Source organism: Psychrobacter glacincola (assembly GCF_965118485.1).
GTDB lineage: Bacteria > Pseudomonadota > Gammaproteobacteria > Pseudomonadales > Moraxellaceae > Psychrobacter > Psychrobacter glacincola_D.
Genome location: NZ_CBCPJH010000001.1, coordinates 41,526 through 68,022 on the forward strand (window position 1 = coordinate 41,526; position 26,497 = coordinate 68,022).

The 26,497-nt window shown below is 42.2% G+C and carries 27 protein-coding genes; 15 read left to right on the forward strand and 12 right to left on the reverse strand.

Annotated features, from left to right (window positions below):
* Positions 1-46: 46 nt before the first annotated feature.
* Positions 47-964 (forward strand): 4-hydroxybenzoate octaprenyltransferase, encoded by a 918-nt coding sequence (gene ubiA / locus ACMHKH_RS00200; protein WP_413518800.1) that lies wholly within the window; start codon positions 47-49, stop codon positions 962-964.
* Positions 957-1,634 (forward strand): DUF4112 domain-containing protein, encoded by a 678-nt coding sequence (locus ACMHKH_RS00205; protein ID WP_413518668.1) that lies wholly within the window; start codon positions 957-959, stop codon positions 1,632-1,634. The genes ubiA and ACMHKH_RS00205 overlap by 8 nt, the downstream gene beginning before the upstream one ends.
* Positions 1,635-1,749: 115 nt before the next feature.
* Here ACMHKH_RS00205 and ACMHKH_RS00210 read toward each other — a convergent pair whose 3' ends face one another.
* On the reverse strand, positions 1,750-2,370 hold the full coding sequence (locus tag ACMHKH_RS00210; RefSeq protein ID WP_413518669.1) for a hypothetical protein: 621 nt from the start codon (positions 2,368-2,370) through the stop codon (positions 1,750-1,752).
* A 171-nt stretch (positions 2,371-2,541) separates the two neighbouring features.
* Complete coding sequence (locus tag ACMHKH_RS00215) at positions 2,542-3,174, reverse strand: hypothetical protein (RefSeq protein ID WP_413518670.1); 633 nt, start codon at positions 3,172-3,174, stop codon at positions 2,542-2,544.
* A gap of 148 nt (positions 3,175-3,322) precedes the next feature.
* On the opposite strand from ACMHKH_RS00215, the gene yiaA reads away from it, so the two are divergent.
* Positions 3,323-3,883 (forward strand): inner membrane protein YiaA, encoded by a 561-nt coding sequence (gene yiaA, locus ACMHKH_RS00220; protein WP_413518671.1) that lies wholly within the window; start codon positions 3,323-3,325, stop codon positions 3,881-3,883.
* A 55-nt stretch (positions 3,884-3,938) separates the two neighbouring features.
* On the opposite strand, the gene mnmD is transcribed toward yiaA, so the two are convergent.
* From mnmD to ispZ, 4 genes are all read right to left on the reverse strand, one after another.
* Complete coding sequence (mnmD, locus tag ACMHKH_RS00225; protein ID WP_413518672.1) at positions 3,939-6,023, reverse strand: tRNA (5-methylaminomethyl-2-thiouridine)(34)-methyltransferase MnmD; 2,085 nt, start codon at positions 6,021-6,023, stop codon at positions 3,939-3,941.
* Between the two features lie 65 nt (positions 6,024-6,088).
* Positions 6,089-6,598, reverse strand: a complete 510-nt coding sequence (locus ACMHKH_RS00230) for a hypothetical protein (RefSeq protein ID WP_413518673.1) — start codon at positions 6,596-6,598, stop codon at positions 6,089-6,091.
* The gene (locus tag ACMHKH_RS00235) at positions 6,595-6,924 is read right to left on the reverse strand and encodes a YciI family protein (RefSeq protein ID WP_413518674.1); all 330 of its coding nucleotides are present in this window, start codon (positions 6,922-6,924) and stop codon (positions 6,595-6,597) included. Before ACMHKH_RS00235 ends, ACMHKH_RS00230 begins: the two co-directional genes overlap by 4 nt.
* Before the next feature lie 93 nt (positions 6,925-7,017).
* Positions 7,018-7,569: a septation protein IspZ gene (gene ispZ, locus ACMHKH_RS00240; RefSeq protein WP_413518675.1), complete on the reverse strand. Its 552-nt coding sequence runs from the start codon at positions 7,567-7,569 to the stop codon at positions 7,018-7,020.
* A 154-nt stretch (positions 7,570-7,723) separates the two neighbouring features.
* On the opposite strand from ispZ, the gene ACMHKH_RS00245 reads away from it, so the two are divergent.
* Both ACMHKH_RS00245 and ACMHKH_RS00250 read left to right on the forward strand, forming a co-directional pair.
* Positions 7,724-8,605: a PHP domain-containing protein gene (locus ACMHKH_RS00245; protein WP_413518676.1), complete on the forward strand. Its 882-nt coding sequence runs from the start codon at positions 7,724-7,726 to the stop codon at positions 8,603-8,605.
* A 166-nt stretch (positions 8,606-8,771) separates the two neighbouring features.
* Positions 8,772-10,349, forward strand: a complete 1,578-nt coding sequence (locus ACMHKH_RS00250) for a diguanylate cyclase (RefSeq protein WP_413518677.1) — start codon at positions 8,772-8,774, stop codon at positions 10,347-10,349.
* Between the two features lie 30 nt (positions 10,350-10,379).
* On the opposite strand, the gene truD is transcribed toward ACMHKH_RS00250, so the two are convergent.
* Complete coding sequence (gene truD, locus ACMHKH_RS00255; protein ID WP_413518678.1) at positions 10,380-11,567, reverse strand: tRNA pseudouridine(13) synthase TruD; 1,188 nt, start codon at positions 11,565-11,567, stop codon at positions 10,380-10,382.
* A gap of 261 nt (positions 11,568-11,828) precedes the next feature.
* On the opposite strand from truD, the gene ACMHKH_RS00260 reads away from it, so the two are divergent.
* Positions 11,829-13,466 (forward strand): FAD-dependent oxidoreductase, encoded by a 1,638-nt coding sequence (locus ACMHKH_RS00260; RefSeq protein ID WP_413518679.1) that lies wholly within the window; start codon positions 11,829-11,831, stop codon positions 13,464-13,466.
* 88 nt (positions 13,467-13,554) lie between these two features.
* Positions 13,555-14,175 carry a GNAT family N-acetyltransferase gene (locus tag ACMHKH_RS00265; RefSeq protein ID WP_413518680.1) on the forward strand — a complete coding sequence of 207 codons (621 nt, stop codon included), beginning with the start codon at positions 13,555-13,557 and terminating at the stop codon, positions 14,173-14,175.
* 26 nt (positions 14,176-14,201) lie between these two features.
* Here the strand turns inward: ACMHKH_RS00265 and ACMHKH_RS00270 are convergent, their stop codons facing one another.
* Positions 14,202-14,411, reverse strand: coding sequence for a hypothetical protein (locus ACMHKH_RS00270; protein ID WP_413518681.1), 210 nt, complete (start codon positions 14,409-14,411; stop codon positions 14,202-14,204).
* A gap of 220 nt (positions 14,412-14,631) precedes the next feature.
* On the opposite strand from ACMHKH_RS00270, the gene ACMHKH_RS00275 reads away from it, so the two are divergent.
* Positions 14,632-15,000, forward strand: a complete 369-nt coding sequence (locus tag ACMHKH_RS00275) for a hypothetical protein (RefSeq protein WP_413518682.1) — start codon at positions 14,632-14,634, stop codon at positions 14,998-15,000.
* 94 nt (positions 15,001-15,094) lie between these two features.
* Positions 15,095-15,376 (forward strand): DUF503 domain-containing protein, encoded by a 282-nt coding sequence (locus ACMHKH_RS00280; protein ID WP_413518683.1) that lies wholly within the window; start codon positions 15,095-15,097, stop codon positions 15,374-15,376.
* 84 nt (positions 15,377-15,460) lie between these two features.
* On the opposite strand, the gene ACMHKH_RS00285 is transcribed toward ACMHKH_RS00280, so the two are convergent.
* The 4 genes from ACMHKH_RS00285 to uvrA form a co-directional block, all read right to left on the reverse strand.
* Positions 15,461-15,913, reverse strand: coding sequence for an NINE protein (locus ACMHKH_RS00285; protein WP_413518684.1), 453 nt, complete (start codon positions 15,911-15,913; stop codon positions 15,461-15,463).
* 90 nt (positions 15,914-16,003) lie between these two features.
* Positions 16,004-16,393, reverse strand: a complete 390-nt coding sequence (locus ACMHKH_RS00290) for a hypothetical protein (RefSeq protein ID WP_413518685.1) — start codon at positions 16,391-16,393, stop codon at positions 16,004-16,006.
* 105 nt (positions 16,394-16,498) lie between these two features.
* A complete protein-coding gene (locus ACMHKH_RS00295; protein ID WP_413518686.1) occupies positions 16,499-17,110 on the reverse strand; it encodes a hypothetical protein in 612 nt (203 codons plus the stop codon).
* Positions 17,111-17,358: 248 nt separating this feature from the next.
* Positions 17,359-20,265, reverse strand: a complete 2,907-nt coding sequence (gene uvrA, locus ACMHKH_RS00300) for an excinuclease ABC subunit UvrA (protein WP_413518687.1) — start codon at positions 20,263-20,265, stop codon at positions 17,359-17,361.
* A gap of 625 nt (positions 20,266-20,890) precedes the next feature.
* Between uvrA and ACMHKH_RS00305 the strand changes: the two genes are divergently transcribed.
* The 6 genes from ACMHKH_RS00305 to ACMHKH_RS00330 all read left to right on the forward strand — a co-directional run bounded on the left by ACMHKH_RS00305 (position 20,891) and on the right by ACMHKH_RS00330 (position 26,432).
* Positions 20,891-22,255: an MFS transporter gene (locus ACMHKH_RS00305; protein WP_413518688.1), complete on the forward strand. Its 1,365-nt coding sequence runs from the start codon at positions 20,891-20,893 to the stop codon at positions 22,253-22,255.
* Between the two features lie 54 nt (positions 22,256-22,309).
* The gene (locus tag ACMHKH_RS00310) at positions 22,310-22,933 is read left to right on the forward strand and encodes a DUF3833 domain-containing protein (protein ID WP_413518689.1); all 624 of its coding nucleotides are present in this window, start codon (positions 22,310-22,312) and stop codon (positions 22,931-22,933) included.
* Between the two features lie 171 nt (positions 22,934-23,104).
* Entirely contained in the window at positions 23,105-23,770 is a 666-nt protein-coding gene (ssb, locus tag ACMHKH_RS00315) for a single-stranded DNA-binding protein (RefSeq protein WP_413518690.1), read from the forward strand.
* 401 nt (positions 23,771-24,171) lie between these two features.
* Positions 24,172-24,495, forward strand: coding sequence for an H-NS family nucleoid-associated regulatory protein (locus tag ACMHKH_RS00320; RefSeq protein WP_413518691.1), 324 nt, complete (start codon positions 24,172-24,174; stop codon positions 24,493-24,495).
* Positions 24,496-24,698: 203 nt separating this feature from the next.
* Complete coding sequence (gspN, locus tag ACMHKH_RS00325) at positions 24,699-25,529, forward strand: type II secretion system protein N (protein ID WP_413518692.1); 831 nt, start codon at positions 24,699-24,701, stop codon at positions 25,527-25,529.
* Complete coding sequence (locus ACMHKH_RS00330) at positions 25,530-26,432, forward strand: hypothetical protein (RefSeq protein WP_413518693.1); 903 nt, start codon at positions 25,530-25,532, stop codon at positions 26,430-26,432.
* The last annotated feature ends 65 nt before the right edge of the window (positions 26,433-26,497 follow it).

Below are 26,497 nucleotides of genomic sequence, written 5' to 3' on the forward strand. Positions count from 1 at the left end.
CTCAAACCCTCATGCAAAATTTTCTATCAATGATAATAAAAACGCCATGACATTTAACGACAAACTACAAGCCTACATTCAGCTGACACGCTTTGATAAACCGGTTGGTATTGAGCTGCTACTGTGGCCGACATTATGGGGCGTGTTATTCGCTGCGATGGGGCAGGCACAGCAGCAGGGTGCGACAGCGGGTCTGCCAAGTCTTAAGATATTTGTGATATTTGCTTTAGGGGCAATTTTTATGCGGGCGGCAGGCTGTGCGATTAATGACTTTGCAGATCGCAAAGTCGATGGTCATGTCAGTCGTACTAAAGGTCGACCGCTTGCTGATGGACGTCTTTCTGGTAAAGAGGCCATTGCCGCATTTGTAGTGTTAGTATTATTAAGTGCCAGTTTGCTACTCTTTTTACCTATTCGAGTATTTTACTGGTCGTTTGGTGCCGTTATATTGGCATTTATCTATCCGTTTATGAAACGCTATACGCATTTGCCTCAAGTGTTTTTAGCAGCAGCTTTTGGTTGGGCGATACCGATGGCATATGTGGCGATACAAGGCGCACCTGATATCTGGTGTTGGTTATTGTTCCTCGCCTATATGTGCTGGACAGTGGCTTATGATACCCAGTATGCGATGGCTGACCGTGAGGATGATTTAAAAATAGGGGTCAAATCAACAGCGATATTATTTGGTCGCTATGATTTAATTATTATCTCGATACTACAGACGTTATTTTTACTTATTATGGGCGCGGTGATGTGGCATTATTTTGCCTCGACCAGTTTAGGTATAACGCCAATATTTGCACTGGCGTTAGTAGCCATGATGTTTGCCAAGCAAAACAGCGCCTGTGCCAGTCGTAATGCTTTGGCTTGTTTCCAAGCGTTTTTGGCCAATATCTGGGTAGGACGTTACGTCTTTGCTCTTATAGCCATCGCTTGTATATGGACGACTTTTAATGGATAACTTCAAGAAGCTCTCAAGGTTAAAAGCGAAAAAAAAGGGTGCTTCCAATCTATCTATCGTAGATTATGAGGCAAGATTGGCTGAACATGGGCTAACACGCCAGCAGGTTATTGAGACGGAGCGTAAATTGGCAAAGTTCGCCAATACCATGGATTCTCTGGTGCGTATTCCTTTTACCAAGCAAGGCATGGGCGCAGATGCGGCACTTTCAACCATTCCCTTAGCAGGGGATTTGGCAGGCTTGGCGCTAACCAGTTATGCGTTTGTATTGGGTCTTCAATTGGGTGTACCCGCGCATAAAATGACGCCAGCTGTTAGGCTAGCACTGATTGATATGGTGGTTGGTATCGTACCGGGTATTGGAACAATATTAGATATTTTTATTCGTCCCAGTCGTAAAACATTGGGTATCGTGCACGAACATCTCCACGATGAATACGGCATCACCGAAACCATGCATATGGATCGACCATTTTTGCATCAATCACTGGAAGATAGGCAGCAGCAGAGTCGCTTTGGTTTCTTTTGGCGTAATCCAGTAGTTGCTTGGCTGTATTTACATATTCCTGATATGTTGGGGCTGATTGTGATAGTTATTATCGGTTGGGGTTTGTGGTCAGTGATAAGCTGGCTAGTGAGTTTGTTTGGTAAGACAACGGGGTTTGGTTAGATAACGGAAAAATGAGTTAAAACGGCAATAAAAAAGGCAGCAACGATATCAACGTGTGCCGCCTTTTTATTACCATTTTCACTACCTTTACGACATGATTTTATGCTTATAAAGCTTATTCGGTAATTACTTCTGCGTCCGCGCTAATGGCGTCAAAGCTTGTCATCTTACTATTTTGAATAAAATCGATAGTGCCGCCACCAGCATGACTGACCAATTGAATACTACCATCGGTTGAGCGATAAGTAGGATTGTTTCCTTGACCTTCAGGCGCGCTCAAAGTCATTTTTGGTTTATTCGGTAAGGTAACGATAGCATTAAGCATACCTGCTGCCGAGGTTTCAAAAATGACCGATAATGATTCACCTGCAGCACTTCGATATTTAACGTCCGTAATTTGGGCGCCTTTAATAGCTTGCTCTGGATTGGGCGCTGGAGCAGGGTCATTGATTGAGCTATCTGTTGTGCCAAGACTGTCTTCTAGCTCCGTTAAGCTCACATCTTGTTCTGGATTCGCAGCAGGCGTACTGGTATTGATATCATCGGTGTTAGTAGGCGCATTAATGTTAGAAGTCACGGGCGTCGTTTGAGTTGTCGCTTCAGAGGCTGTCTCATTAACTGTTTCAGGCTCTGGTGTTTTTTGACAGGCACTTAGTAATGATAGACTTAAAAAAATAGCAGATACGGCTTGGAAGTATGGTTTTGATTTTACAAAGGTAGAGGAAAGAGTTTTCATAATAAGATGGCTATCCATTAACAGGGTTTTATTTAAGCATAATAAACTAAATGCAACAATCTACCATGAGTGAGCACATACTTTTAAGTATCAAAGCTAATAACCAACATTTGCGCCGCCAACATTCCTGTATCTTCTCATCTATGGCAGATAGTCAAAGATATAAGATGCTCACTTTATCTTTAAATTATCGGCTGCCATGCCACTTTCTTGATAGACATCATCTAAATATCGGCGGCTGGCAAGGAGCTTGTCAACAACACCGCTTTGGCTTTGGGTATTAAGCTTTTGCGAGAAATCCAAAATCAAGTTTAGTTGCGCTAACACCATATCATAGCTGGTATTTTGTTTGTCGGTATCAATAATGACAGTTTTTGCATAATTTTGATCGAGGCTAAGATAGTCGGCAATCAACTCTGGAATACGTGTGGCAATGAGCTTATTGAGGGTAAATAGTTGTGATTCAGTGATTTGATCGTGATGAGTTGACTCATATTGCTGCCCTATATCATCCATCGTCGCCCTAAAGGTTTTAGGTACTTGCTCGTTATAGAGCAGCTTGATAAAGGAATGGTTTGCTGAGAAATGAATGACACAAAGCTCATTACCTTGTTCATTATTTAGCTTTTCTATTGATGCTGTATTTGTTTGAGACTGGTTAGCTATTATACTTGCAGATGCTAAGTACTCTTGATGACGCTGCGTAGATTCCGTTTGCGTGGTCTTAGACTTCTCTCTCATTACAAAAATGATGGGCACAATGAGAATAAGGCTAAGTAAAATGAGTAAGGTAAAAAAAGACATGTTAGGACTCTGTCATTAAGAATGCTATTTATTTTAAAAATAATTTTAGATTACAATATAACACGCTTGTGTTATGTTAAGGCAAAACAGCGGTCGATAAAAATTATATTACTATCAAGTATTTGCCTAATTATAATTAAGGATGATGATGAATAATGACACGATTACTAAGAGTCAGCTAGTCGCCTATAAACCGACGAGCGCTTATGTAGGAACTTCTTGGGCAGTTATGTTGGTTGGTGTGCTGGCGTATCTATTTGGCTTATGGAATGCAGAAAGTATGCTACTGAACGAAAAAGGCTATTATTTTGCTATCTTGGCTCTCGGTTTATACGCTGCTATTAGTCTACAAAAGACCCTTAGAGACCGTGCAGAAGGTATTCCAACGACCAACCTTTATTACTTTATCAGTTGGGCTGCTCTAGCAGTATCAGTTATTTTAATAGCGCTTGGCCTTTTGAATGCTGCAGGTTTAACTCTCAGTGAAAAAGGCTTTTATATGATGGCATTTACAATGAGCTTATTTGCAGCGGTCACTATTCAGAAAAACACCCGTGATACGGCACAAATTCTCGCATTGACTGCGCCATCAACGGGTATAAATGATGAAAGTGTGAGTAGAATACCGATGCAAAAATCAGACTCGGGAAAGTCATTATTTGGTGCGGTTAAATCTCGTATAGAGAGTCATGACGAGAAGGAAGGATAAGAATATTCTGATAGAAGTTAGCTCGATAGCTCATTTATTGTATTGCTAATTTATCTTATAGTTCACTTACTTTATTGCCTACATTATTACCCGCTTTATGTAGCCGCGCCCGATTGGGAGATAGGCGCGCAAGTATAGTGGTAGATAACGGTGTAAAGCAGCCTAACATCATATCCGCTAACGCCTCAGCACATATCGGTGCTAACGCATAACCTTTTGCGCCCATCGCTGACAAGGTCCATAAACGCTTGCTTTGTGCCAGCAGACCGACTAGGGGATGATAGTCAATCGTTTGGGTGCGAATGCCAGCACGCGCTTGCCATGTACTGATATCACTTGGCAACACACTACTCAATTCAGGGAAATCTTCAAGCAATTTATCATAATTCTGCTGGTTTTCTTCACTGCGAATATCTATATGTGCATCGCCATCGACAAAGCTTGCGCCAAGTAAAAACTGCGGCTGATTTTCGCTAATCGTGTTCAATGTTGCATCACCGCTTTGCCCGATAAATGACGCGCAGTAACCACTATATTTAAGTGGAATTCTAGGTAGTTTAGCCAATTGTTCAGCAGTTGGGGTAAACCAAGATAGCTGACCACGGATAGTACGGCACTGAACGATACGTTTGTCCAACTGATGACTTTCATAAGCGGCGCAAATTACAACATGGTCAGCTGTTATAGTCGAAGCGGCGTGGCTGCCATTCTCATCAACCTTATTACCTGTGACAGTAATACCATCTGTATTTTCTTTAATTGCAGTGATATTAAGCTGCTGGTAAATGATATTTGGATGGGTAAGAATAACCGTCTTTAAAGCTTGTGGATTGACCAAACCCGCCTGCGGTAAATACAAGTTATCGGTCAAATCTTTATTTTTTAAACCACTAAGTTCTCTTGCCTGTTCAGGACTAATAGTTGTTGCCATCGAGTTTGGATAATCGGCAATTTGCTCTCTGCCAATATTGGTTTTTACCAATAAATCTAGCGTAGCAGTCTGCTCAAGTATCAGCGGTGTTTTTCGTACAGCGGCTTGCGTATTAAAGTAGCGATAGAGTCTGCCACTATATAAATAACCAATAGTATGTAGGTGCTCATAGACATGATGAATAGGCGTCATATTTGGGGCGAGAAGGGCGCGCGGATTGCCAGATGCGCCAGATAAGGGTGCGCCTTTATCTAAAATAGTGATCTTAATACCGCGATTGGCTAGCGTCCTTGCAGTCATTAGCCCTGCCACGCCAGCGCCTATAACGACTATATGATTAGGAGTGCTTTCATTAGATAAGTCTGAAATAGGCTCATCTAGAGATGACATCTCGCTCATCACAGCTGTCAGCATCTCTCGCTTACGCCCAAAACCTTTTACCTTTTTAATCATAAATCCTTGCGACTGCAAACCACGTTTGACGATACCAGCACAGCTATAGGTGGCGGCAGTTGTACCAGCACGTGATGAGCGCTGCATCTGGCTAAAAATACTTTCAGCCCACAATGTCTCATTGCATGAAGGCGCAAAACCATCTAAAAACCATGCATCAATATAAGGGCGCTTAATCGCGCGCTCAAACCCTAAGTTAGCTAAGCTAGCACTTGCATCACCCAACCAGATATCAAGGGTTAGATTGTCCTCAATAAAATTGAGACGATGACAACCGGCAATCAGTGGTGGGTAGCTGGCCAAAAGCTGCTCAATTAAGACTGCTAACTCTGGTGCACGCTGTGCCCATAAACCAAGTATCTGTGTTAAGTCGCTAAGGGAAATTGGATGCTTTTCAGTGGTGATAAAATGCAAACGAGCGCTTGCTAAATGTGGGTGTATTGATCGAAGCTGTCGCCACAGCTGCCAAGTGGCGAGTAAATTGAGTCCTGTACCAAAACCCAGTTCTGCGATGGCAAAGCATTGCTTTGCCGCAAGGTTTGCTAAACGCTCTGGAAGTTGGTTATTCTGCAAAAACACGTGCCGCGATTCTGCCAAGCCATCAGCGTGCGAAAAATACACATCGCCAAACTCACCTGATACTGGTACTTTATTACCAGTATCATCAGTTTGCCACTCAATGTTAGCAGGGAAGATAAGGTGTGTGGGAGTTGTGCTTTTACTGTTATCGGCAAAGGTAGAGGCAAGTTTTGACATAGGTATTTATCAATTAGACTGTAATTAAGCAAACAGTAATCAAGCAAACATCAATAAACATGAGGTTACCAACGTTCACGGCGGACAAATACTAGCCAAGAAATAAAAATACCAACCAATAAACTAATCAAAACTGTAAAAGCACCATATAAAAATAGTTGACCTTTGCTTTCATAAACCAAAACGTTAGCTTGAGTTTGCAAATCATTTACTTGGCGTTGTAGTTGGGCATTACGACTGAGTAACTCTTGATTGGCAGCGGATAAGGCTTTATTGGATGGTTGCAACTGCGCGGCTAAAGTATTAGTAATATCGGTAGTAGGTTTTGCTGTGCTAGTCGTATCTGTGACAGGAGCGGTTGTTTGAGAGGCAGCTGTTTGAGTATCTGTCGTTTGAGAAGCATTATTGGCTGCAATTAGTGCTGGCACAATTCCTATTGAGGGTTCAGATTCGGTAGCAGGTGTAGGTGCCGCCTGTACTGACATGGCAGTCATTAATATGGTGCTCGCAAACACGGCGCTTGTAAGACCAGTCTTATGGCTATAGCTGTCTGATGAGAGTAATCGCTGAATCACGATGATGCTACCTCAGCTATTAAACTTGCATTTGCTACTGGTAATGCTTGCACAAATGGCTTGATATCAACATGGCTATAAACACCGTCACGCAGATAAGGCTCAGTACTTGCCCACTCTTGAGCCGCAGTTAAAGAGTCGAAATCAGCAATAATTAGGCTGCCTGACATCTCATTTTTGCCGTGCTCGATGGGCGTTGGACCAGCGATAACCAAGCGCTGTTCACGATCTAAGACTTGTAAGCGTTCAATATGCTCTGCGCGTGTCAGCTGACGTTGGGCGCTACTGCCTGCTACGTCGTGACCGATAATGGCAAATAAGGACATGCTGCTTCCTCAATTAATAAGAAGATAAGGCGTTATAATTACTATATAAAAACCAGCGCTTATCTTAACGTAAGCGCTGATTGTATTAGTTTTTTATTTAACGGATTTGTCAGTTAATGCTGGATTCAGGTGTTTTTTCAATAGTAAAAACTGCGCAACCACGAAGGCCAACATAATTGGAATCCAGCCGTAAGTTTTAAAGTTGATCCAAGCTTCATCTGACATGGTAAATGCCGTGATATAATGTAGCACTGCCATCATGGCAAAAAACAATGCCCAAGCAACGGTCAGTTTTTTCCAGCCACTCATGGTGAGCACAAACATATCTTTCATCGCCAGTTTGATCAAAGGCTTATTAATGGCAGCACTGACCAATAGCGTGAGCGCAAAAATCCCATTAATAATCGGCGATTTCCAGCGCAGATAAATATCGTCACGTAGTAGCAAGGTGCCACCGCAAAAAACGATGGTCAACAATAAAACAACCCATTGTTGTTTGTCGAACTTGCCTTTTTGACGCACAAAGTGAATCGCGTAAACGATAATAGTCGCGACGAGCAATGCGCCTGCTGCCGCCAAAATACCATTGTAACGAGCGGCAATAAAAAATGCGATTAAGGGAATGAAGTCTAATAAGGCTTTCATAGCAAATAAAATGTCCAACCAAAACGTATGCGCTAGTTTACACGTCTACCGCGTCAAAAAAAAGCAATCAACGTTATAATCCTCTGATATGAGCTGCTTTGACGCTTTTAACCTTATTTAAATCAAAAATATTCAAAACCTTAAGGCTCGCTTTATGAAAATCGATTTACATTGCCACAGTACTTGCTCTGATGGCACTTATGCACCGGCAGAAGTCGTACAACGCGCCCATAGCGCTGGTATTAATGTATTAGCTCTGACAGATCATGATACCTTGCTTGGTATCGATGAGGCACGCGCCGCGGCTGAAGCATGTGATATCACCCTTATCAATGGTGTAGAAATTAGCTGTGAGCATACTTTAAGTGGTGGCTACGGTAAAAATAAATCTACTAATAAAATCATCCACGTACTTGGGCTTGATTTTACCGATCGTGAAAAAATGCACGCTACGCTACAGCAGCTGCAAGACAGCCGCGCGACTCGCGGTCAGCGTATTACTGAAAAATTGAGCGAATTATTAACGATTGATTACGACGAGCTTTGGCAAGCCGTTCTTGCAAAAGCGGGTAACAATCCGCAAGCAGTCGGGCGTGCTCATATTGGGCAAGTATTGTTTGAGCGCGGCGAGGTTAAGACTGTACAAAAAGCCTTTGATAAATATCTGGCGGATAACAAACCTGCTTATGTAGCGATTGAGGCGCTGACCATGCAGCACGGTATTGAGCTGATACAGGCGTGCGGCGGCAAAGCGGTGCTGGCACACCCAACCCGTTATCAGCTGTCAGCAACGCGCGTGCGTAAGTTAATTGAAGAGTTTGCCCAGCTTGGCGGCGATGCTTGCGAGTTACCGGCTAATAGCGAGCCTGTCAGTACGCGTAGAATGGTTGACCGTAGTATCGCTGAGCACAATCTTGCCGCCTCGATAGGGAGCGACTTTCACGGTAGCAATATGCCGTGGCGACGTTTGGGTGATGTGCCCAACATGCATCCTGAACAGCAAGGTGTCTGGCAGTCTTTTGCGGCGTTATCTTAAGTAATTAAAGGCTGAATTTATTGACCGAAGAATCAGTTAAACGGATTGATAAATAAGTGAAAAATTGCCACACTGAATTATAGACTCAAATTTAGTGTCAGCCGTGGTACTAAATAGACGACTCTAGTTTTGGCTCCATCACTCTCATTCTTTGCGGTAGCCCATTATGGCTTTCTCGATTTCTCATCTAGGCTACAGAAACCTCTCGCGAGTGATTTTCGAGTGGCAAGCTGCTGATAGAGCACTGCTACTAGCATTGTTTGTGTTGATGGAAATCACTTCGCATTGGGTTTGGTGTTTGTTTGTTTGGTATCGTAGGGAGACTTATGGCTCCTACGTCGATATGGAACTGCTATATCCTTTATGGATAGGGATTACGCTACTTGGACTGTTCTTTTTATGGATGGTCAGCCGTGCATCACCCATTAGGAAATATGAGAGCTCGCTGTATCAATGGCAGATAATTTTAGTCACTCTCTATAGTATTTATATAGCCGTGATTATTGTGGTCATGGGTCATAGTAGTCTGGTGTCTGGAGTCTCGCTGGTTGGTGGGGCGATGCTCGGCATGATGCTTATACGGCGACGCTATGTATGGAAGGCTTTTTTAGCGCACACTGTGCTGATTTTTCTAGTCACCTTAATTCCTTATTTTGGCTTTACTATTCCCAATCTACGCCAAATGACGATTACTTCTTTCCCTCTAGATACCTATAGTTATTTAACCTATAGCGAAATATCAGCGATCGAAAACGCCATCTCTGCATCCATATTTCAAAATGGTACGCTTAGCTGGGATAATTTTAATCAAGTGCGCTTTTCTTCCGCGTTTTTTTGGCGCAGCACCCATATCTATATGTCATTGCCAAAAGCAATTTTTATCATTTATATGTTTCGTACGCTACTGCTCATATTAGATAACAGTAAAGCTGAAATTATGCAGTACGCCAATCATGATGAGTTGACGCAGCTAAAAAATCGCCGCTATGGCTTGACGCAGATGCAGCAAGCGCTTGTATCAATGAATGATGAGCAAGATTTTAGTGTCATACTGTTGGATTTAGATTGGTTTAAAAATATCAATGACAACTATGGTCATGATGTGGGCGATCAGGTATTGTCCGAGGTTGCGCAGACTTTATTAGCATCATTGACAGAAGAGGCGATTGTTAGTCGTTATGGCGGTGAGGAGTTTTTAATTGTACTGCCAGATACCTCGCACGATGTTGCTATGACGCTTGCCGAGCAATTGCGCCGAGATATTGCCAATCATGTTATCAGTAGCGACAACAACAAAGATTTTAATGTCACGGCAAGCTTAGGGCTTTATACCTTGACGCATAAGGAGCGTGCTCATATTCAAAGTGAGTATCGAACTGCTGAGTTAGAACAGCGCACACAGCCTCTAGATAGCTTAGAAAAAGATAATTTGCAAACAGAAAAGACACAAAAAGCCAGTTTGCGAAAAGAAAATATGCAAAAAGCCAGCTCCTCTATGAAAAAGTTGCAAAAAAATAACTTAAAACAAAACAGCTCACAACGTAGAATTGTTCATAGAAGTAAACGCGCCGCTACCGCAATTGCCGATGCGCAATTGCCTGCCGATATCTGTCAGCGTTTAATCTGTATTGCAGATAAAGCGCTGTATGAAGCCAAGGATCGTGGACGCAATCGAGTCGTCAGTGCCAATGAGTTACTCGCAGCAGAAAAAACGACCATAGCATCGCTGTATGCCATTGGCTAGGTAACGGCAAGTAGTTTTAGCAATAAATAGCTATGTATTTAGCTCTTGCACCAAGCTAGCTAAGACGCTGGTCGCAAAACTACCAGTGGCCAAGGTAAAGTTTAACACCAATATCTGCCCATCTTCTTTATCCTGCCACTCCCAACTGAGTGCCTCAATCGGCAAGCGCAGCGCTCGCCTTTGAGCTTTGATATCACGCTGTTCTAGACCTGTAGCTAGCTGAGTTAATAATGGGTTTTGCGCTACGATATCAGCTTCTATGGCTGCCGCTTTGCCGCTGACTTTCTCATTATCCGTGCCCCAAAGTACGGCAGTAGGGTGAATGTCGCCGCTTCTAAGTCGTATTCTTAACGTCTCATCTATCTCATCGCTGCTAAATATAGAACCTGAGCCAGCCAAATTAAACACCTCGCCATCAAGTCCGGTATTCCAACTTCCATCACGGACACGCGCTGCCAATATCTCATTAAATATCAAACTACGCGCTGCCGACAGCTCCATGGTATTTTGCTCACGAGGTATGCGTTTACGCTTGCTTTTATTAGGCTGCGGACGAGCTTCAGGTACGGGACGCGTAAATAATGACAAGGCTTCTCTAATATTATTGCCACTGCGACCAAAACGCTGTGGACCAAAATAATTGGGCACGCCACTTTGACTAATAGTTGTTAAATGTTGCTCGACGGCTTGCTTGGCAGATAGTAATTGTTCAGGCGCTGGCGCTTGCATTGATAAAGAAGCTTCAACATCTGCAAACTCAATATCACGTAAGGTAATGATAAATTGATTGGCACGGTGGGTACCGCGATTGAGCTTTTTATTGTGCCATTGCTGCTCAAGGATAGTGACCGACTCATTGGTGCTAATATCTACGGGTGCAAATTCAGAGTCTGGTAATTGCTTCTTTGGTATGCGCAGGCTAAACCACTGTGTCGTCAGTGCATGACGGTCTTTTAGCCCCGAATAACCAACATCGCGTAATGGAATCTCCGCCCATTCAGATAATAATTTGGCAAGATAAGCGGTGTTCATTCCTGATTTTTGGATATGTAACCATAGATGCTCGCCCTCACCAGTAAACTCTAATGGTAGCAACTCATTAACGACAAAATCTGTGGTATGAGCTTTATAGATCGCACGCTTTAAAGGCTGTTGTATAGGTTGCGGTAAATTGGCAGTATCAGTAGCGGCGGTAATGTCATTATCTTGAAAAGTCATAAAGCAGTCTTTTATGTTGTTTATATATTTTGGAGGGAAATAGTAAGAATATTAGATTAAACAGTGAGAAATTACGTTTTGCAACGCGGTCAATATACAAAAGAACAGCATAATTTTAGTGTGCTTGCTACTATCAATGCAGAGGGTTTTATTGCACCTTAATAATTCCATGTCATTCGTATCAGTGATTTTAAATATTGATATCTTTTGACTGCCACAACCTCATTTAATCAGCAATCATTATAACGTTAAGGACGACTTATGAGCAATGCAGCGATAAATACAATTACCATTGATAAAGCGGATATTGCCAGTGGTGGTATGAAGTCCTACAAGCAAGATGACGATAGTATCATTTTAATCACCCGAGACGACAGCACGTTTCATGCTTTTGATGGCAAATGCCCGCATGCTGGGGCGAATTTAGGCGACGGTTTGCGTTGTGGTAATCGAGTCATTTGTCCTTGGCATCATGCAACTTTTGATAGCAGCGACGGGTCGCTACTAGAACCATTAGCGACAGAAGGCTTGACCCAATATCAAATCACCGATAATGGCGACAGCTTGACCGTTGATACCTCCGTTAAAATAAATAAGCCTATCGAAGCGGATAAACTAGCTGGCACCCATACTATTATTGTTGGCGGCGGCGGTGCAGGTTTTATGACTGCCCATCAGCTACGCAATACTGGCTATGGCGGTAAGATTACCTTGGTAAACGCTGAGGACAAAGCCCCTTATAATCGTCCATTATTATCCAAAGCATTTTTGGCAGGTAGTATGCCAGAAGAAAAGCTATTACTGGGCGGTGCAGATTGGGCGAGTAAACACGATATTGAGCTGCGTTTAAATCAGACCGTCAGTGAATTGTTGCCTAATGAGCGTAGCATTGTCATTAAAGATGAGAGCGGTAAGGATGACAAACAGACAGCAGATTTCTTAGTCGTGGCAACCGGCGCTGAACCCAAGATTCCACCTATTAAAGGCGCGACCCTTGATGGTGTCTATACGCTGCGTAGTATGGATGATGCTAAATTAATCAAAGCTGCTAGTCATGATCAGCGCGTGGTCATTGTCGGCACCGGATTTATCGGTATGGAGGTTGCGTCGGCATTAGCGCAGTCGGGTACCACTGCTTCTATCACTGTCATCGGTCAAGACCATCGAGTGATGGGCAATATCGTCTCAGAAACAGTTAGTAATGCGTTGATTAAGTTGCATAAAGAAAATGGTATTGAGTTTGTATTTAATGCTAGCGTTTCTGAAATCACAGCAGCTAAAGATACTACTAATAATAACGAAGAGAACTTCTCACAAGTTAAGGGCGTCATATTAGCGAATGGTGAGCAAATAGACGCAGATATTGTGATTTTAGGCACTGGTGTTGCACCGCGTATCGAGATATTACAGGATACCAATCATCCAGATGGCGTACAAGTCGATGAGCATCTGCAACTGCGTGATGGCGTTTATGCGCTTGGAGATATCGCCAAAGCGCCTAGTAAACTGGGGCGCATGCGTATTGAGCATTGGCGCGTGGCATTGCAACATGGCATGGTCACGGCAGCAGCGATATTAAACGATGATAGCGTCAACTCGCTAGCGGAGCGTATTCCTTTCTTTTGGACCATGCAATACGGCAAAAGTCTGCGCTATAGTGGACACGCTGCGACGCCAGATCATGGCGTTTTACTAGGCTCGCCTGACAGCTTTAACTATATCGAATACTACTTCGATGACGAGGGTGAAGACACGCGCGCTAGTGCCGCAAGCTCACTCGGACGTGATAAAGAACTTGTTGCATTCTCTGAGCTGTTGCGCCAAGGTCATGCCCCAACGCGCGCACAAATTAACGCAGGCTTTGATATTATCGAGCAAGCGCAGGTACTATCGCGCTAGTACTAAAAGCAGATAAATATTACTATTAAAGCTGAGCTATTCATTTAGGTCAGCTTTTTAATCTAGGCATAAGAATAGGAGAAATAATATGAATAAAGACCATACTAATAACGACGATATTAATAAAGACAGCGTATTTTTACGCCAAGCTAAAATTGAAGATATTGACGCACTAGAGCAGTTATTAAATCTCTGCTATCGTCAGACAGAAGGCTGGACCAATGAAGCAGATTTGGTCGGTGGTATTCGTATTACTCAAGATGAGCTGGCTCGTACCATTGACAATCCTACCCATTATCTTTTTGTTTATCCAAAGACATCAACAGGCGAGCGTGATGGAGAAGAAACGGGTGAGCTATTAGGCTGTATCGGGGTTGATATGCAAGTTAATGCTGCTGCTAAAAAAGCTTATATCGGTATGTTCGCCGTCCATCCTGAGCTACAAGGGCGAGGCGTTGGTCACCAGATATTACAGGCCGCAGAAACTTTTGCTCAGCGCCATCTGCAATCAGATGGACAAGCAACTGATAAAAATCCGGCTCGTTTGACCATGTCTATTTTAAGTCATCGTCCTGAGCTACTGTCTTATTATCAGCGCCGCGGTTATCAGCTAAATGGCAATAAAATGCCGTTTCCAAATGATGGTAATAATGGCGAGCCGAAGCGTCAGGATTTAGAGTTGTTAGAATTAGAAAAAATGGTTCATTAAAAATATTGAATATTCAAAGGCTAGCTTTATTGACCCCAAAAGTGTTTAAAAGTCATAAACAGTCCCGTACTCAGCAGTAAAAATGCCACCACAATTAGGCGCTTAAACCATTTAAATGCTGGTAAGCGGGTGGCATTGTCATTAGAGGTGATATAGGCAAATAAAAATATCAAACTGACAACCAAGGTTAAAATGCCAAGCCCAATCGGTAATATAAAAAAATATGCCTGCCACATGATTATCTCGCAACCATTATTATTAAGCACATCATAGCAGCATCAGGATTGTGCTGTCTGAATTATGCCTATCTTAAATTTCATAAATTGTTAGAAACATAAGAGGGTAGTTTTAAAGAAGCGTAAATAACATGGAATTAAGTTGGGTTATTAGCAATAAATCTGTATAGTTCAAGTAACTTTATAGACACAATAACTTTCTAAATATATTGAGAATGCCATGAAAAATTTAAAGAAATTAGCGTTAATAGTGTTGCTAACTCCATTATTTGCTGCGTGTTCTAATGCGCCTTCTGAAAGCGTGGTTGAAGGCTTAATCGAAGCACAATACGAGCAAGCCAATAGCATAATGGATGATGCGGTAGCGAATGCTGGCAACGATGAAATGGCAAAAGCCATGAGCGGTATGATGGAAGGCATGATGCCAAAGCTTGAAGGCGTTGAGAATATAAATTGTGATACTACCGAAGGTGATAATACCTATATGTGTACGGCGGACATTACGCAGACGATTGCGGGTACTAGCCGTACCAATAAGACGAATTTTAAAGTTTATCAGGTCAATGATGAGTGGGTGTTGGGTAATTAAAAGCTAGGTCGTCAGTGTTTTTAGCTTTAGCAACGATTTATTAACTCTAAGAAATTAAAGATTTTGGAAAGCATGTTTTAGCAAGGAGCATGAAATGCATATCGGCATCCTGACGCTTACTTTTTCTCTACCTGGTTGTGGCTCGTTGAAAGAAAAGCGCCAGCGTATGGGCGGTTTGCATGCACGCTTTGGTAATACGCCAAGTGTCGCGGTCTGTGAGAGCGGTGAACGTGATCGGCATGATGCTAGCGAGTGGACGTTTGTGATCGTCGGGCTTTCTAAACGTGAGGTGGAATCGCAATGCAGTCAAATCGAAGAGAAGATAGAGCGGACGGTAGATGCGCGGGTGATGAATATTGAGAGAGAGTTTATTTAGGTTGGGTAGCGTTATAAGTTCATAAAGATAGATTTAATATCTATAGCTGTAATATTAAGCTTTTTTTTAAATAAATTAAGATTGCTAGCCAAATCGTTTATTGAATTCGGACTCATTCATGAATAATAGTATGATTGCTTCGAAAAGAGAGATTATCGCTGGTATAAATGTCCAACAGAATAATAAATACAAAATACCCCAGAAAACCTGATCTAAATAAAACTTATGTATGCCAAAACTTCCTAAGAATAAAGCAAGCAGTATGGCAGCACCTTTACTTTTCCTATTTCTATTTACCCGTACGATATTAGTACGGTTTTGAGTCGGCAGAGGAGGTGGGACAGCTTTAAACGGTGCAGGTTTAGCAATAGGAAAGCCACAATGAGTACAAGAGGCACTTTGATTACTAATAGACTCAGAGCATTCAGGACATTTAATTAAAAACTTCATTTTAGAAGTTGGGAACCCACAGTTAGTACAAGAGACGCTTTGGTCGCTAATTTTGTGTGTGCATTCAGGACAATCAATAATGGCCATATATTTTCCGTTTCTTAAATTTTTAGATGTTATCTATAACGTTTTAACTAAATAAATATGCAATTTCTAGGAAATACAGAGCTAATTGCTTTATCTTGAAAATAGACCTACAACATGCTGTAAAAGATAGTTAATGTCATCATTCTTAGACATAAAGTAAATACCAATGCAGATAATGATGATGACACCTATCATTTCGATCCCTCCGGACTCTTCATGTTCCCCAATTTCTTCAAGCTTCTTAAGAAGCTTGATCTCTTTAAGTTCCTCGGGTGAAGGCTGGGTACTTTTGAACGGTGCAGGTTTAGCAATAGGAAAGCCGCAATTAGCGCAGGAGATGCTTTGATTAGTAGTGAACTCAGAACATTCAGGACATTTGATTGTAAATCTCATTTTAGAAGTTGGAAGCCCACAATTAGTACAAGAGACGCTTTGGTCGCTAATTGCGTGTGTGCATTCAGGACAACTGATTAAAGCCATGTTTTTCCTATTTGAAATTCATTTCTCTGAAATTTAAGAAGGTTATAGAATTTACTTAAATCTAGAAAAACTAGCCTCACACTTGCTCGCTTAAATCGTTAGCGGCTATTTACATATGAAATTAACGATATCTTGGTCTGTCCAATCCGGTGTTGGCGTATACCAATCCCCCAAATCTGCTGATGTTAAGGCGTCAAGATTTTCTAATGAGGTTTTTCTGATCTTATGGTTTGTGCAGTCAATTTGCATTTCCCCAAAAGAGTCACTTTCGTTCCCTCTACGTGCATACTTAACATTTTCAATGCCATAAGATGCAAAGTGAGAGATGAGGAAATAGCGCCCATCTTCACCTGAACCAGAAAGTACCATTGGTATCTGTGTCAATGTAGAATCAAATACTGATTCTTGGACTTGTGATGATTCTTCAGGTTCTGACTGATTTTCACTGTATTGTTTTGATTTTTCTGTATAGTTGTCATAGCCATCCATTAGCCAAGCACCGATAACAAAGATAATAATGAATAGGAATATAGTTGCGCCAGAACAGCCGCTATTTTTTTGTCTTTGACGACTACTTGCTCTTGAATTATTGTTATCGTCCTCTGCTTGTTGTAAAGAAGAAGGAACAGCTCTAGCAGTAGGGAAACCGCAACTAGAGCAAGAAATACTTTGATCGCTAATACTTTTAGAGCATTCAGGACAGTTGATTAGAGCCATGCTTTTTCTTCTTTATCTTCATGTGCAATGTCCCGAGCACATTTCTGCAAGGGCAAGTACTATAAAATTGATTAAATTTTTGGTAAATAAGATAAGGATTATAACTTATCAGTAATATTTGAGCAACAAATGTCAAGATTTCATATTCGCTAAAATAAAGTATTTAAAGTCTATTTTATTTATCATCACCAACAAAAAAGGCCACTCCCTAAAGAGTAGCCTTTTCATCAATGATTAACTAACTTGTATTAACTTACTTCTTTCAACCCTTGCTCTAGCATCGGTTTCAAGAACTCACCCGTATATGAGCCTTTGACTTCTGCCACTTCTTCAGGAGTACCTTCCGCGATAATGAGTCCACCACCTTTACCGCCTTCAGGACCTAAATCAATCACCCAATCGGCAGTTTTGATGACGTCCAAGTTATGCTCGATGACGACGATGGTATTACCTTTATCGCGTAGGGTATGCAGGATATGTAGTAGCTTATCGATATCATGGAAATGCAAGCCAGTGGTTGGCTCATCCAAGATATAGAGCGTCTGTCCGGTATCACGTTTGGCAAGCTCACGCGCCAATTTAACCCGTTGCGCTTCACCGCCCGATAGCGTCGGTGCAGACTGACCCAAGCGGATATAGCTAAGACCGACATCCATCAATGCTTGTAGACGACGATGAATCGCTGGAATGGCTGAGAAAAATTCAGTCGCATCTTCAACGGTCATATCTAAGACGTCAGCGATGTTTTTACCTTTATAGTGAATCTCCAAGGTTTCGCGGTTATAGCGTTTGCCTTCACAGGTATCGCACGGCACATACATATCAGGTAAGAAATGCATCTCAACTTTGATAAGACCATCACCTTGGCACATCTCACAGCGTCCGCCTTTAACGTTGAAGCTAAAGCGACCAGCTTTATAACCACGAGCACGCGCTTCTTGCGTTTGCGCAAACATCTCTCGTACTGGCGTAAAGACGCCCGTATAAGTCGCTGGGTTTGAGCGCGGTGTACGACCAATCGGGCTTTGATCGATATCGACCATTTTATCCAAATGCTCAAGTCCACTGATGCTTTCGAACTTATCAGCGATGAGCGTTGAAGCATTATTTAACTGCGTCGCCGCCAATGGCATTAGCGTGCGATTAATCAGAGTTGACTTACCAGAGCCAGAAACACCCGTAATACAAGTCATAATGCCGATGGGTATCGTCAAGTCCACATCATGTAAATTGTTGCCTGAAGCACCTTTTAACTCAATGGTCATTGGGACTTGCTTGGGTTTCGCTTTACCTTTGACTTCCATATCAATTGTTTTAGCTTTATGACGAATAGTTGGAATCTCGATTCTTTTCTTACCAGACATATATTGTCCAGTCAGTGACTCTTTATTCGCCATGATGTCATCGACAGTCCCTTGAGCGATGATATGACCGCCATGGACACCCGCACCGACACCGATATCAATGACGTGATCCGCTTGACGAATGGCATCTTCATCATGCTCAACGACCAGTACGGTATTGCCCAAATCACGCAAGCGCGTTAGAGTTTTTAGCAAGCGATCATTGTCGCGCTGATGTAAGCCAATCGATGGCTCATCGAGTACATACATCACACCCATCAAACCTGCACCAATTTGGCTGGCAAGACGGATACGCTGTGCTTCACCGCCCGATAGCGTTTCAGCAGAGCGGGCAAGCGATAGATAATCAAGCCCGACACTGACGAGGAAGTTTAAGCGCTCATTAATCTCCTTAAAGATTTTTTCCGCGACTTCCCCTTTATGACCGCCAATTTTTAGCGTTTTATAATAATCAGCTGCATCACCGATAGACAGCTTAACGATTTCAGCGATGGTGTGATCCTCAACACGCACGTTACGTGAGATTTCATTGAGACGCGCGCCATCACAGACGTTACAAGTCGTATCGGCTAGATATTTCGCCAGCTCATCACGCACAAGATTGCTTTGGGTTTTTGCATAACGGCGTTCTAGATAAGGCAACACGCCTTCAAATGGCACAGTCTTGTTGGTTTTACGACCGCGCTCATCGGTAAAGTTAAACGTCAGCTTTTCTTTACCAGAGCCTTGCATGATAAGGTCTTGCTGTTCTTTTGGCAGCTCTTGCCACGGTGCATCCATATCGATTTTGAAATGATGGCAAACGGTAGAGAGTAGACCAAAGTAATAGGCATGACGCTTATCCCAACCATTAATCGCGCCTTGATTGAGCGATTTTTCATGATGGGTAATCAGCTTTTCGGCAGAAAAATATTGACGTTTACCAAGGCCATCACAGCTTGGGCAAGCACCGTACGGATTGTTAAAACTAAACATACGTGGTTCAAGTTCAGAGACGGCGCGATCACAGACTGGGCATGAGTGCTTAGCAGACATCACTTGGTTTTCGTCACCGCCTTCTTTTGGATTGCCGTCCATAAAGTGTAGCGTGACCAGTCCTTGACCTAAGCGTAAAGCGGTTTCTAAGCTTTCAGCGACGCGGTTACCCAAGTCATCACGTACTTTAAAGCGGTCAACCACAACTTCGATGGTATGCTTTTTCTTTTTATCGAGTGTTGGTAGCTCGTCGGTATCGTAAACATCGCCGTCAACACGCACGCGCACAAAGCCTTGACCAATCAGCTGCTCAAGTAAGACGGTATGTTCACCTTTACGCTCACGAATCACGGGCGCTAGTATCATGATTTTCGTATCATCGGGCAGCGCCATGACTTGATCGACCATTTCGGTAACTGACTGCGCGACCATGGGTTCGCCATGCTCTGGGCAAAATGGCGTACCGATACGCGCATAGAGCAGGCGCAAATAGTCATAAATTTCGGTAATTGTACCGACTGTTGAGCGAGGGTTATGGTTGGTCGATTTTTGCTCGATAGCAATCGCCGGCGATAAGCCTTCGATACTATCGACGTCTGGTTTCTCCATTTGCGAGAGGAACTGACGCGCATATGCCGATAAGCTCTCGACATAGCGGCGTTGACCTTCGGCATAAAGGGTATCGAATGCCAATGACGATTTACCAGAGCCTGATAAACCGGTAATCACCACAAATTTATCTCGTGGAATATCTAAGTCGATATTTTTTAAATTATGAGTGCGTGCGCCGCGAACCTTAATATACTCGTGTGCCATCGTTGATAGATTTCCTATTTGATAAAAGGGTATATAAAAAAATGTTTAAAATTTAAAGGGCTAAATAAAGTTGAGTTAAATGCTTAATTAAAAGTAATGATGCCTCAAAAGCATATATTTTTTTAAAATTGCTATTTAAATTAATATGGCTTTATAAATATTAGTAGTTTTCACAAAGCGATAGTAATAATTGTCTCTTTTATATTATGCCTTTAGTACTTGAAATGGATAAAGGTAAGCTAAATAAAGGATAACTAATATGAGCAGTTTATTATAGATTTAGCCAACTAATATCGGTTTATAAAAATATTTCTCATACTATTTCTCGTACAATGTTTTCGGACAATAACATTTCCGACGTCTTGCTTTATTGTCATGATAGAAGCATTATTCAAGGTGCGATAACGTATGAAATGCACTTAGTAACAAAATTATCGCGTAAAATGAATGGCTTAAGTCAGAGTCCGTTATGATGCTGCAGTAGGGTGGCAAAAGTTTCGGCAAGCAAACGGTGAATGTCTTATACTAGTGAGCTTGATTTGTAGCCAATGCCTTGATAGAGCGCTAATGATAAGTTAGTAGCACAGCTGTGTTAAACCAGCAATGATGAAGCAGTGAGGCAAGTATGAATAGCGTAGAAAAACGGGCAATCCTTGGGGTCGGTGGCATATTTGCCTTGCGGATGATCGGCTTATTTATGATTGTGCCTGTATTTTCTGTATATGGTAATAATTATGCGCATGCGACGCCATTTCTCATCGGTTTGGCAGTTGGTATTTACGGGCTAGGGCAGGCGATATTTCAGATTCCGATGAGTTTAGCCGCGGATAAGTTTCCGCGTAAACCGATTATATTTTTAGGTCTAATATTATTTGCTCTCGGCGGTATTATCGCCGCCAATGCCACCGATATTTATGAGGTGATTATTGGTCGAGCGCTAGCAGGTAGTGGCGCGGTTTCTGCGGTATTAATGGCGTTACTTGCTGATGTAACTCGGGAAGAGATGCGCACCAAAGCGATGGCAACGATGGGCTTGACGATTGCGACCTCCATTATGCTTGCGTTTGCCTTTGGTCCTTTATTGGTTGGTTCGCTTGGTATTTCTGGGCTGTTTTGGTTGACCGCAGGCTTTGCCGTTTTGGCAATGTTGTTATTATTGTTTGTACCGACGCCACTACGGGTGCTTAAGCACAATTTGGATAATAAATCGATTGGTCAGCAGTTGGCAGAGGTCCTAAAAATTGGTGATTTAAACCGATTGCACATTGGTATTTTTGCTCTGCATCTGACCATGACTGCTATCTTTGTCATTTTACCTCATCAGCTTAATGAGGTGATGGGATTGTCGGTACGTCAGCAAGGTTTGGTGTATCTGCCTTTATTGTTTATCGGTTTTGCCGTTGCCTTACCCTTTATTATTATTGCCGAAAAGAAACGCAAAATGCGCCAAGTATTCTTAGGTGCTATTGCTTTGATGACCGCTGCCTTGGCATTATTAGCGCTCGGTAGTCAGGTCGGCGTTGGTATTATATTAGGCTTATTGCTCTACTTTATGGGCTTTAACTTACTTGAGGCGACGATTCCTTCATGGATATCTAAGCGTGCGCCAGTCGCTAATAAAGCCACCGCGATGGGCTTGAATTCATCGAGTCAGTTCTTTGGCGCTTTTGTTGGCGGTGCGATGGGTGGGTTATTATTAAGTCAGCCTAATCTGCTCGCATGGGGTATCCTAGCGGTCATTATGGGCGTTTCGTTGCTGCTTATTATTCCGATTACGGACCCACCTTATTTATCGAGCACCACTGTCACTATCCCTAAAGATATCAATATACAAGACTGGTCACGGCAAATGCTGGCGGTAGATGGCGTCGATGAATTAGTGGTTATGGCAAAAGAGCAAGTGGCATATTTAAAATTGGATAAGACGCAGCTGACAGATTTGTCACGACAAGAGCTGTCGCATTTAGCGCAAAGCCCTTTAGATATTTAAGAATGTGGCGTAGATTATAGAATTAAGGTATTTTTCATCTAAAAAGGAATTGAGATGAGTAAATTTAATCAACTATCTAGTGGCAGTGTAAGTAAAGTATTGAAAATCAAAACGCCAGTTACCTTTGTTAATAATACTATGGCTCGGCTTGCGCTAGGGATTGGGCTGTCAGTTACTTTATTGACTTCAGGCTGTGCGACGCAAAATATTCAGGCTTATCAAAACACTACGCCAACGCTCGATATGCATGAGTTTTTCTCAGGTCAAATTGATGGTTGGGGAATGTTTCAAGGGCGTAATGGTGAGGTCAAAAAACGTTTTTATGTGGATATCGATGCGACTCATGAGGGCGATAACGTTATCGTATTGGATGAAAAATTCTCATGGGCAGATGGCTCAAAATCGCAACGTATATGGCGACTAACTAAGCAAGCTGATGGTAGTTGGAGAGGAACGGCAGGTGACGTTATTGGTGAGGCGAGAGGTGAAGTCACTGGTAATACTTTGCACTGGCAGTACTTATTAGAGCTTCCCGTTGATGATAAAACTTATAAAGTAAATTTCGATGATTGGATGTATTTGGTTGATAAAGATGTCATGTTAAATCGCTCAGTGATGAAGAAATTTGGGGTTGAATTGGGCAGTGTGACCTTAAGTATGCATCGTAACAATAAATAAGAGTAAGCTGCAAATTGCACGACGTAGAATGTCGTCTATACGATACCGCTACTAGATATTTAGAAAGAAAATGGTTAAAGTAAAAGTATATTACTGATACAATTAATTGTTGATATTAAAGACTCGATTAAAGCTGGTAATAAAATTATTCATAAGTAAAAGGACGATATCATGCGCGGTGTTAATAAAGTTATCATCATCGGTAACCTCGGTGCAGACCCTGAGGCGCGTCAATTCAATAACGGCGGTAGTGTGACTAATATTTCGGTTGCGACGTCAGAGCAGTGGACTGACAAGCAAAGTGGCGAAAAAAGAGAAGCGACGGAGTGGCATCGTATTTCATTGTTTAATCGCTTGGGTGAAATCGCGGCGCAATATCTACGTAAAGGCAGTAAAGTCTATATCGAAGGCAGCTTGCGTACGCGTAAGTACCAAGATCCCAATGGTCAAGACCGTTATATTACTGAGATTCGTGCTGAGCAAATGCAGATGCTAGATGGGGCAACGGGCGGTCAGGATAATGGCGGCTTCAGTAATAACAATCAGGGTGGTCAAAACTCAAACCAGGGTCAAGGTGGCTACGGTAATCAGGGTGGCGGATTTGGCGGCCAAAATTCAAACCAAAACTATGGCAATCAAGGCAGTAATTTTGGTCAACAAGGTAATAACTCATCTGCGCCACAAGACAGCTATAACCAAGGTGGCAACCCAAATACCTTTAATAATCAGCAAGCGCCTGCTCAGCAAAATCAATTTAATAAACCGACTCAAGCCCCTGCACAGTCTAAACCGACTGCCATGCCAGATGGTCCTGTAGACGATGATATCCCATTTTAGGATGTACAATAACATAATATTGTATTTACAAACTCTTAGCTCATTGATAGTTGGGTAGATGATTTAATACTATAAACAGCCCTCGTTATTACGAGGGCTGTTGCTATTTAAGAATAGCTTTATACAGAAATTTATTATCTAACGATATTGGATATCATATTTCAAATAGTTATTTCTTTAGTAAAAAATAACGATAAGCCATTGTTATCATCTATATTTTTGTTTATATTAGCGCTACTTATCATTTTAAGTGTTAATAAAATATCTATCATTAAACAATCAAGTATTTATTAACGTTGTAAGGATTTATCATTAGTGATTGTATTTAATTATTGTTGAGAAATCTGTTCTTAGTATAAATGCTATTCATTTATATCCTTTATTTTAATGTGGACATCATTATGAACAAAAATAACGTTATTGATCTAAATAGCTTAAACGTTGATGAGCTACGCGCTATTACTGAAAATGCGCAGCAACTCATTGCTCAAAAACAACACCAGCGTTTATATGATGCTTATACGCAGTTTGAAAAAATCGCTGAAGAAAGCAATACCAGTATTGAAGAAATTTTGCAAGCGGGTGAGAAATTAGAAAAAAAACGCAGCATTAAATATCGCAATACTGATAATGACGAAGAAACTTGGACAGGTCGTGGACGTAAACCGACTTGGTTAGTAGATGCTTTAGCGGCAGGTCGTCAACTTGAAGATTTCGCTATTTAAAGAACTAGCTATATTTTTATAAGCAGCCAATGTTTTACTTATAAATATCTTAATTGATAGATGACTAAATCTTTATAAGTAGATATGAGCCAGTAAATTTTTGCCAGCATTTTGGTGAAAAGATACTGGCTTTTTTACTGTCATCTCTATGCCATTGTTTGCTATGATAATGACGTTTTTGTCTGATATAAGAGTTATGCCTCGTGCCGCAAGTATCTGCCTCGTCTCATAAGCGTCCCCGTAAGCTTTGGTGGTTGGTTGGGCTCATCTTATTTGGGCTATTTGCAGTTTTGCAAATGCCGGCAGCATGGCTACTTGAAAAATATGCACCAGAGACGCCTTATATTCAGCATGTGTCCGGTAATCTATGGCAAGGCTCAGCGATTTGGCAAGTACCTTTAGCGGCGACATCATTGATTGGGGCGGCTGACTGGTCATGGCAACCATGGCAATTATTCTTGGGTAAATTAGGTGCAGAGATCAATATCATATCAGAGCAAACTCGCCTTAATGGGCAAGTAAAGATAGGCACAAGCGGCTGGGAAGTCAAAGATATGAGCGGTAAGATTGCGCCCAAAACCTTGGCAAATATCGTTGATTGGCAATTGCCAAATACGCCAATTCAGGTCAATAATATCTCATTAAAGCGTCAGTCTGGCTCAAACGCTGCGGGCTCAAGCAATGACACTAGCAAAAATGCGTCTGGATTTAGTCAAGCATCAGGTCAATTGACATGGGTGGGCGGAGAGCTTGGTTATCCTAGCGGTGGCAAAGTATTTTATCTGACCATACCGGCATTACGTGCTGAATTGAGTACTGAGCAAAAAAATAATAAAAATTTGCTGCATATCAATCTCGTTAACAATCAGGATAAACGCCTAGGTGACTTGTATATCGATGGCGATAATATGTTAGATGTGAGTTTGACGCAGCGCTTGCTAGAGAGCATGCCAGAATATAAAGGAAAAGCGCCGCAAGATACGCCAGTCGTTAGCGTGCGTCAGCCGCTGCTTAATGGGTTAGGGGCGCGCTAGATGAGGACGATTCCTAATAATTTACAATCTGTGCTCAATCTTCTAAATAGCTTTGGCGTTTGGCTGCTATTATTGGCAATTTCTTGGTTAAGCTGGACGGCAGCGCGTTTATTATGGTTGCTGCTTGCACCGCCGTTAGCACCAGTATTACCAGTACTACCTTTGCAGAATAATGCTACAGCCAGTCAAGATTATAGCAGCCTATTTGCTATTTTTTCTGATCCTGATCCTATCGCTGCCGTCATACAGCCACCCCCTAATATTGTATTAAAAGGCGTCTTGCTTGCTATTCCAGAGCGTTTTTCCTCAGCATTGTTAGATGTCAATGGTGAAGTGAAAAACTATCGAATAGGCGATGGCTTAAAAGATAGCGGTTATATCTTAGTCGCCGTTGCTTGGAATGAGATTGTTATCGCCGATGCTGCTGATAAGCAAATCGTGATTCGTATGCCAGAATCCATGCCACTTGACCAAAGCGCAATGATAGCAGGCGGTGTTAGTAATCAGCGCTTACAAGATGGCAATATGTTACCTAATGCGCCTTTGCCAGAGCAGAATAATGCTGATAATCAACCAGCTACTGAAGCAGCGGGCGTAAGTGGCGCACAATCTCCGATTGATGAAGCGGTCACTGAACTACAAGAAAACCCAGCCAGTTATTTAAGTAGAATGGGCGTGATGGCGGGTGGTGATAATTATCAAGTGACGGCGGCGATGCCTGCTAATGTACGTAGTCGCTTAGGGCTTGAGCCTGGTGATAAAGTGCTAACCGTCAATGGACAAAGCGTCGGCAGTAATCCTGCACAAGATGCTCGCGTACTCCAGCAAGTACAGCAAGCAGGAGAGGCGCAAATAGAAGTAAAACGTGGTGATCAAGTGATTACGATTCGCCAGCAGTTTTAGCAATAAGGTTTTAGCAACATGATAAGCAAAAAGCTCAATAGCCATTAAATGCTGTATCTATCAAA

What these genes read in the sequence shown, in the direction of transcription:
- ispZ (WP_413518675.1), bottom strand. Translation starts at nt 7,569, where the DNA reads ATGAAAGCCTTATTAGACTTCATTCCCTTAATCGCATTTTTTATTGCC.
- ACMHKH_RS00290 (WP_413518685.1), bottom strand. Translation starts at nt 16,393, where the DNA reads ATGGCTTTAATCAGTTGTCCTGAATGCACACACGCAATTAGCGACCAA.
- ACMHKH_RS00260 (WP_413518679.1), top strand. Translation starts at nt 11,829, where the DNA reads ATGAGCAATGCAGCGATAAATACAATTACCATTGATAAAGCGGATATT.
- ubiA (WP_413518800.1), top strand. Translation starts at nt 47, where the DNA reads ATGACATTTAACGACAAACTACAAGCCTACATTCAGCTGACACGCTTT.
- ACMHKH_RS00270 (WP_413518681.1), bottom strand. Translation starts at nt 14,411, where the DNA reads ATGTGGCAGGCATATTTTTTTATATTACCGATTGGGCTTGGCATTTTA.
- ACMHKH_RS00310 (WP_413518689.1), top strand. Translation starts at nt 22,310, where the DNA reads ATGAGTAAATTTAATCAACTATCTAGTGGCAGTGTAAGTAAAGTATTG.
- ACMHKH_RS00265 (WP_413518680.1), top strand. Translation starts at nt 13,555, where the DNA reads ATGAATAAAGACCATACTAATAACGACGATATTAATAAAGACAGCGTA.
- ssb (WP_413518690.1), top strand. Translation starts at nt 23,105, where the DNA reads ATGCGCGGTGTTAATAAAGTTATCATCATCGGTAACCTCGGTGCAGAC.
- ACMHKH_RS00235 (WP_413518674.1), bottom strand. Translation starts at nt 6,924, where the DNA reads ATGTCCTTATTTGCCATTATCGGTCACGACGTAGCAGGCAGTAGCGCC.
- ACMHKH_RS00275 (WP_413518682.1), top strand. Translation starts at nt 14,632, where the DNA reads ATGAAAAATTTAAAGAAATTAGCGTTAATAGTGTTGCTAACTCCATTA.
- ACMHKH_RS00280 (WP_413518683.1), top strand. Translation starts at nt 15,095, where the DNA reads ATGCATATCGGCATCCTGACGCTTACTTTTTCTCTACCTGGTTGTGGC.
- mnmD (WP_413518672.1), bottom strand. Translation starts at nt 6,023, where the DNA reads ATGTCAAAACTTGCCTCTACCTTTGCCGATAACAGTAAAAGCACAACT.
- ACMHKH_RS00210 (WP_413518669.1), bottom strand. Translation starts at nt 2,370, where the DNA reads ATGAAAACTCTTTCCTCTACCTTTGTAAAATCAAAACCATACTTCCAA.
- yiaA (WP_413518671.1), top strand. Translation starts at nt 3,323, where the DNA reads ATGAATAATGACACGATTACTAAGAGTCAGCTAGTCGCCTATAAACCG.
- ACMHKH_RS00320 (WP_413518691.1), top strand. Translation starts at nt 24,172, where the DNA reads ATGAACAAAAATAACGTTATTGATCTAAATAGCTTAAACGTTGATGAG.
- ACMHKH_RS00205 (WP_413518668.1), top strand. Translation starts at nt 957, where the DNA reads ATGGATAACTTCAAGAAGCTCTCAAGGTTAAAAGCGAAAAAAAAGGGT.
- ACMHKH_RS00215 (WP_413518670.1), bottom strand. Translation starts at nt 3,174, where the DNA reads ATGTCTTTTTTTACCTTACTCATTTTACTTAGCCTTATTCTCATTGTG.
- ACMHKH_RS00330 (WP_413518693.1), top strand. Translation starts at nt 25,530, where the DNA reads ATGAGGACGATTCCTAATAATTTACAATCTGTGCTCAATCTTCTAAAT.
- ACMHKH_RS00245 (WP_413518676.1), top strand. Translation starts at nt 7,724, where the DNA reads ATGAAAATCGATTTACATTGCCACAGTACTTGCTCTGATGGCACTTAT.
- ACMHKH_RS00305 (WP_413518688.1), top strand. Translation starts at nt 20,891, where the DNA reads ATGAATAGCGTAGAAAAACGGGCAATCCTTGGGGTCGGTGGCATATTT.
- ACMHKH_RS00250 (WP_413518677.1), top strand. Translation starts at nt 8,772, where the DNA reads ATGGCTTTCTCGATTTCTCATCTAGGCTACAGAAACCTCTCGCGAGTG.
- truD (WP_413518678.1), bottom strand. Translation starts at nt 11,567, where the DNA reads ATGACTTTTCAAGATAATGACATTACCGCCGCTACTGATACTGCCAAT.
- ACMHKH_RS00285 (WP_413518684.1), bottom strand. Translation starts at nt 15,913, where the DNA reads ATGGCCATTATTGATTGTCCTGAATGCACACACAAAATTAGCGACCAA.
- uvrA (WP_413518687.1), bottom strand. Translation starts at nt 20,265, where the DNA reads ATGGCACACGAGTATATTAAGGTTCGCGGCGCACGCACTCATAATTTA.
- ACMHKH_RS00295 (WP_413518686.1), bottom strand. Translation starts at nt 17,110, where the DNA reads ATGGCTCTAATCAACTGTCCTGAATGCTCTAAAAGTATTAGCGATCAA.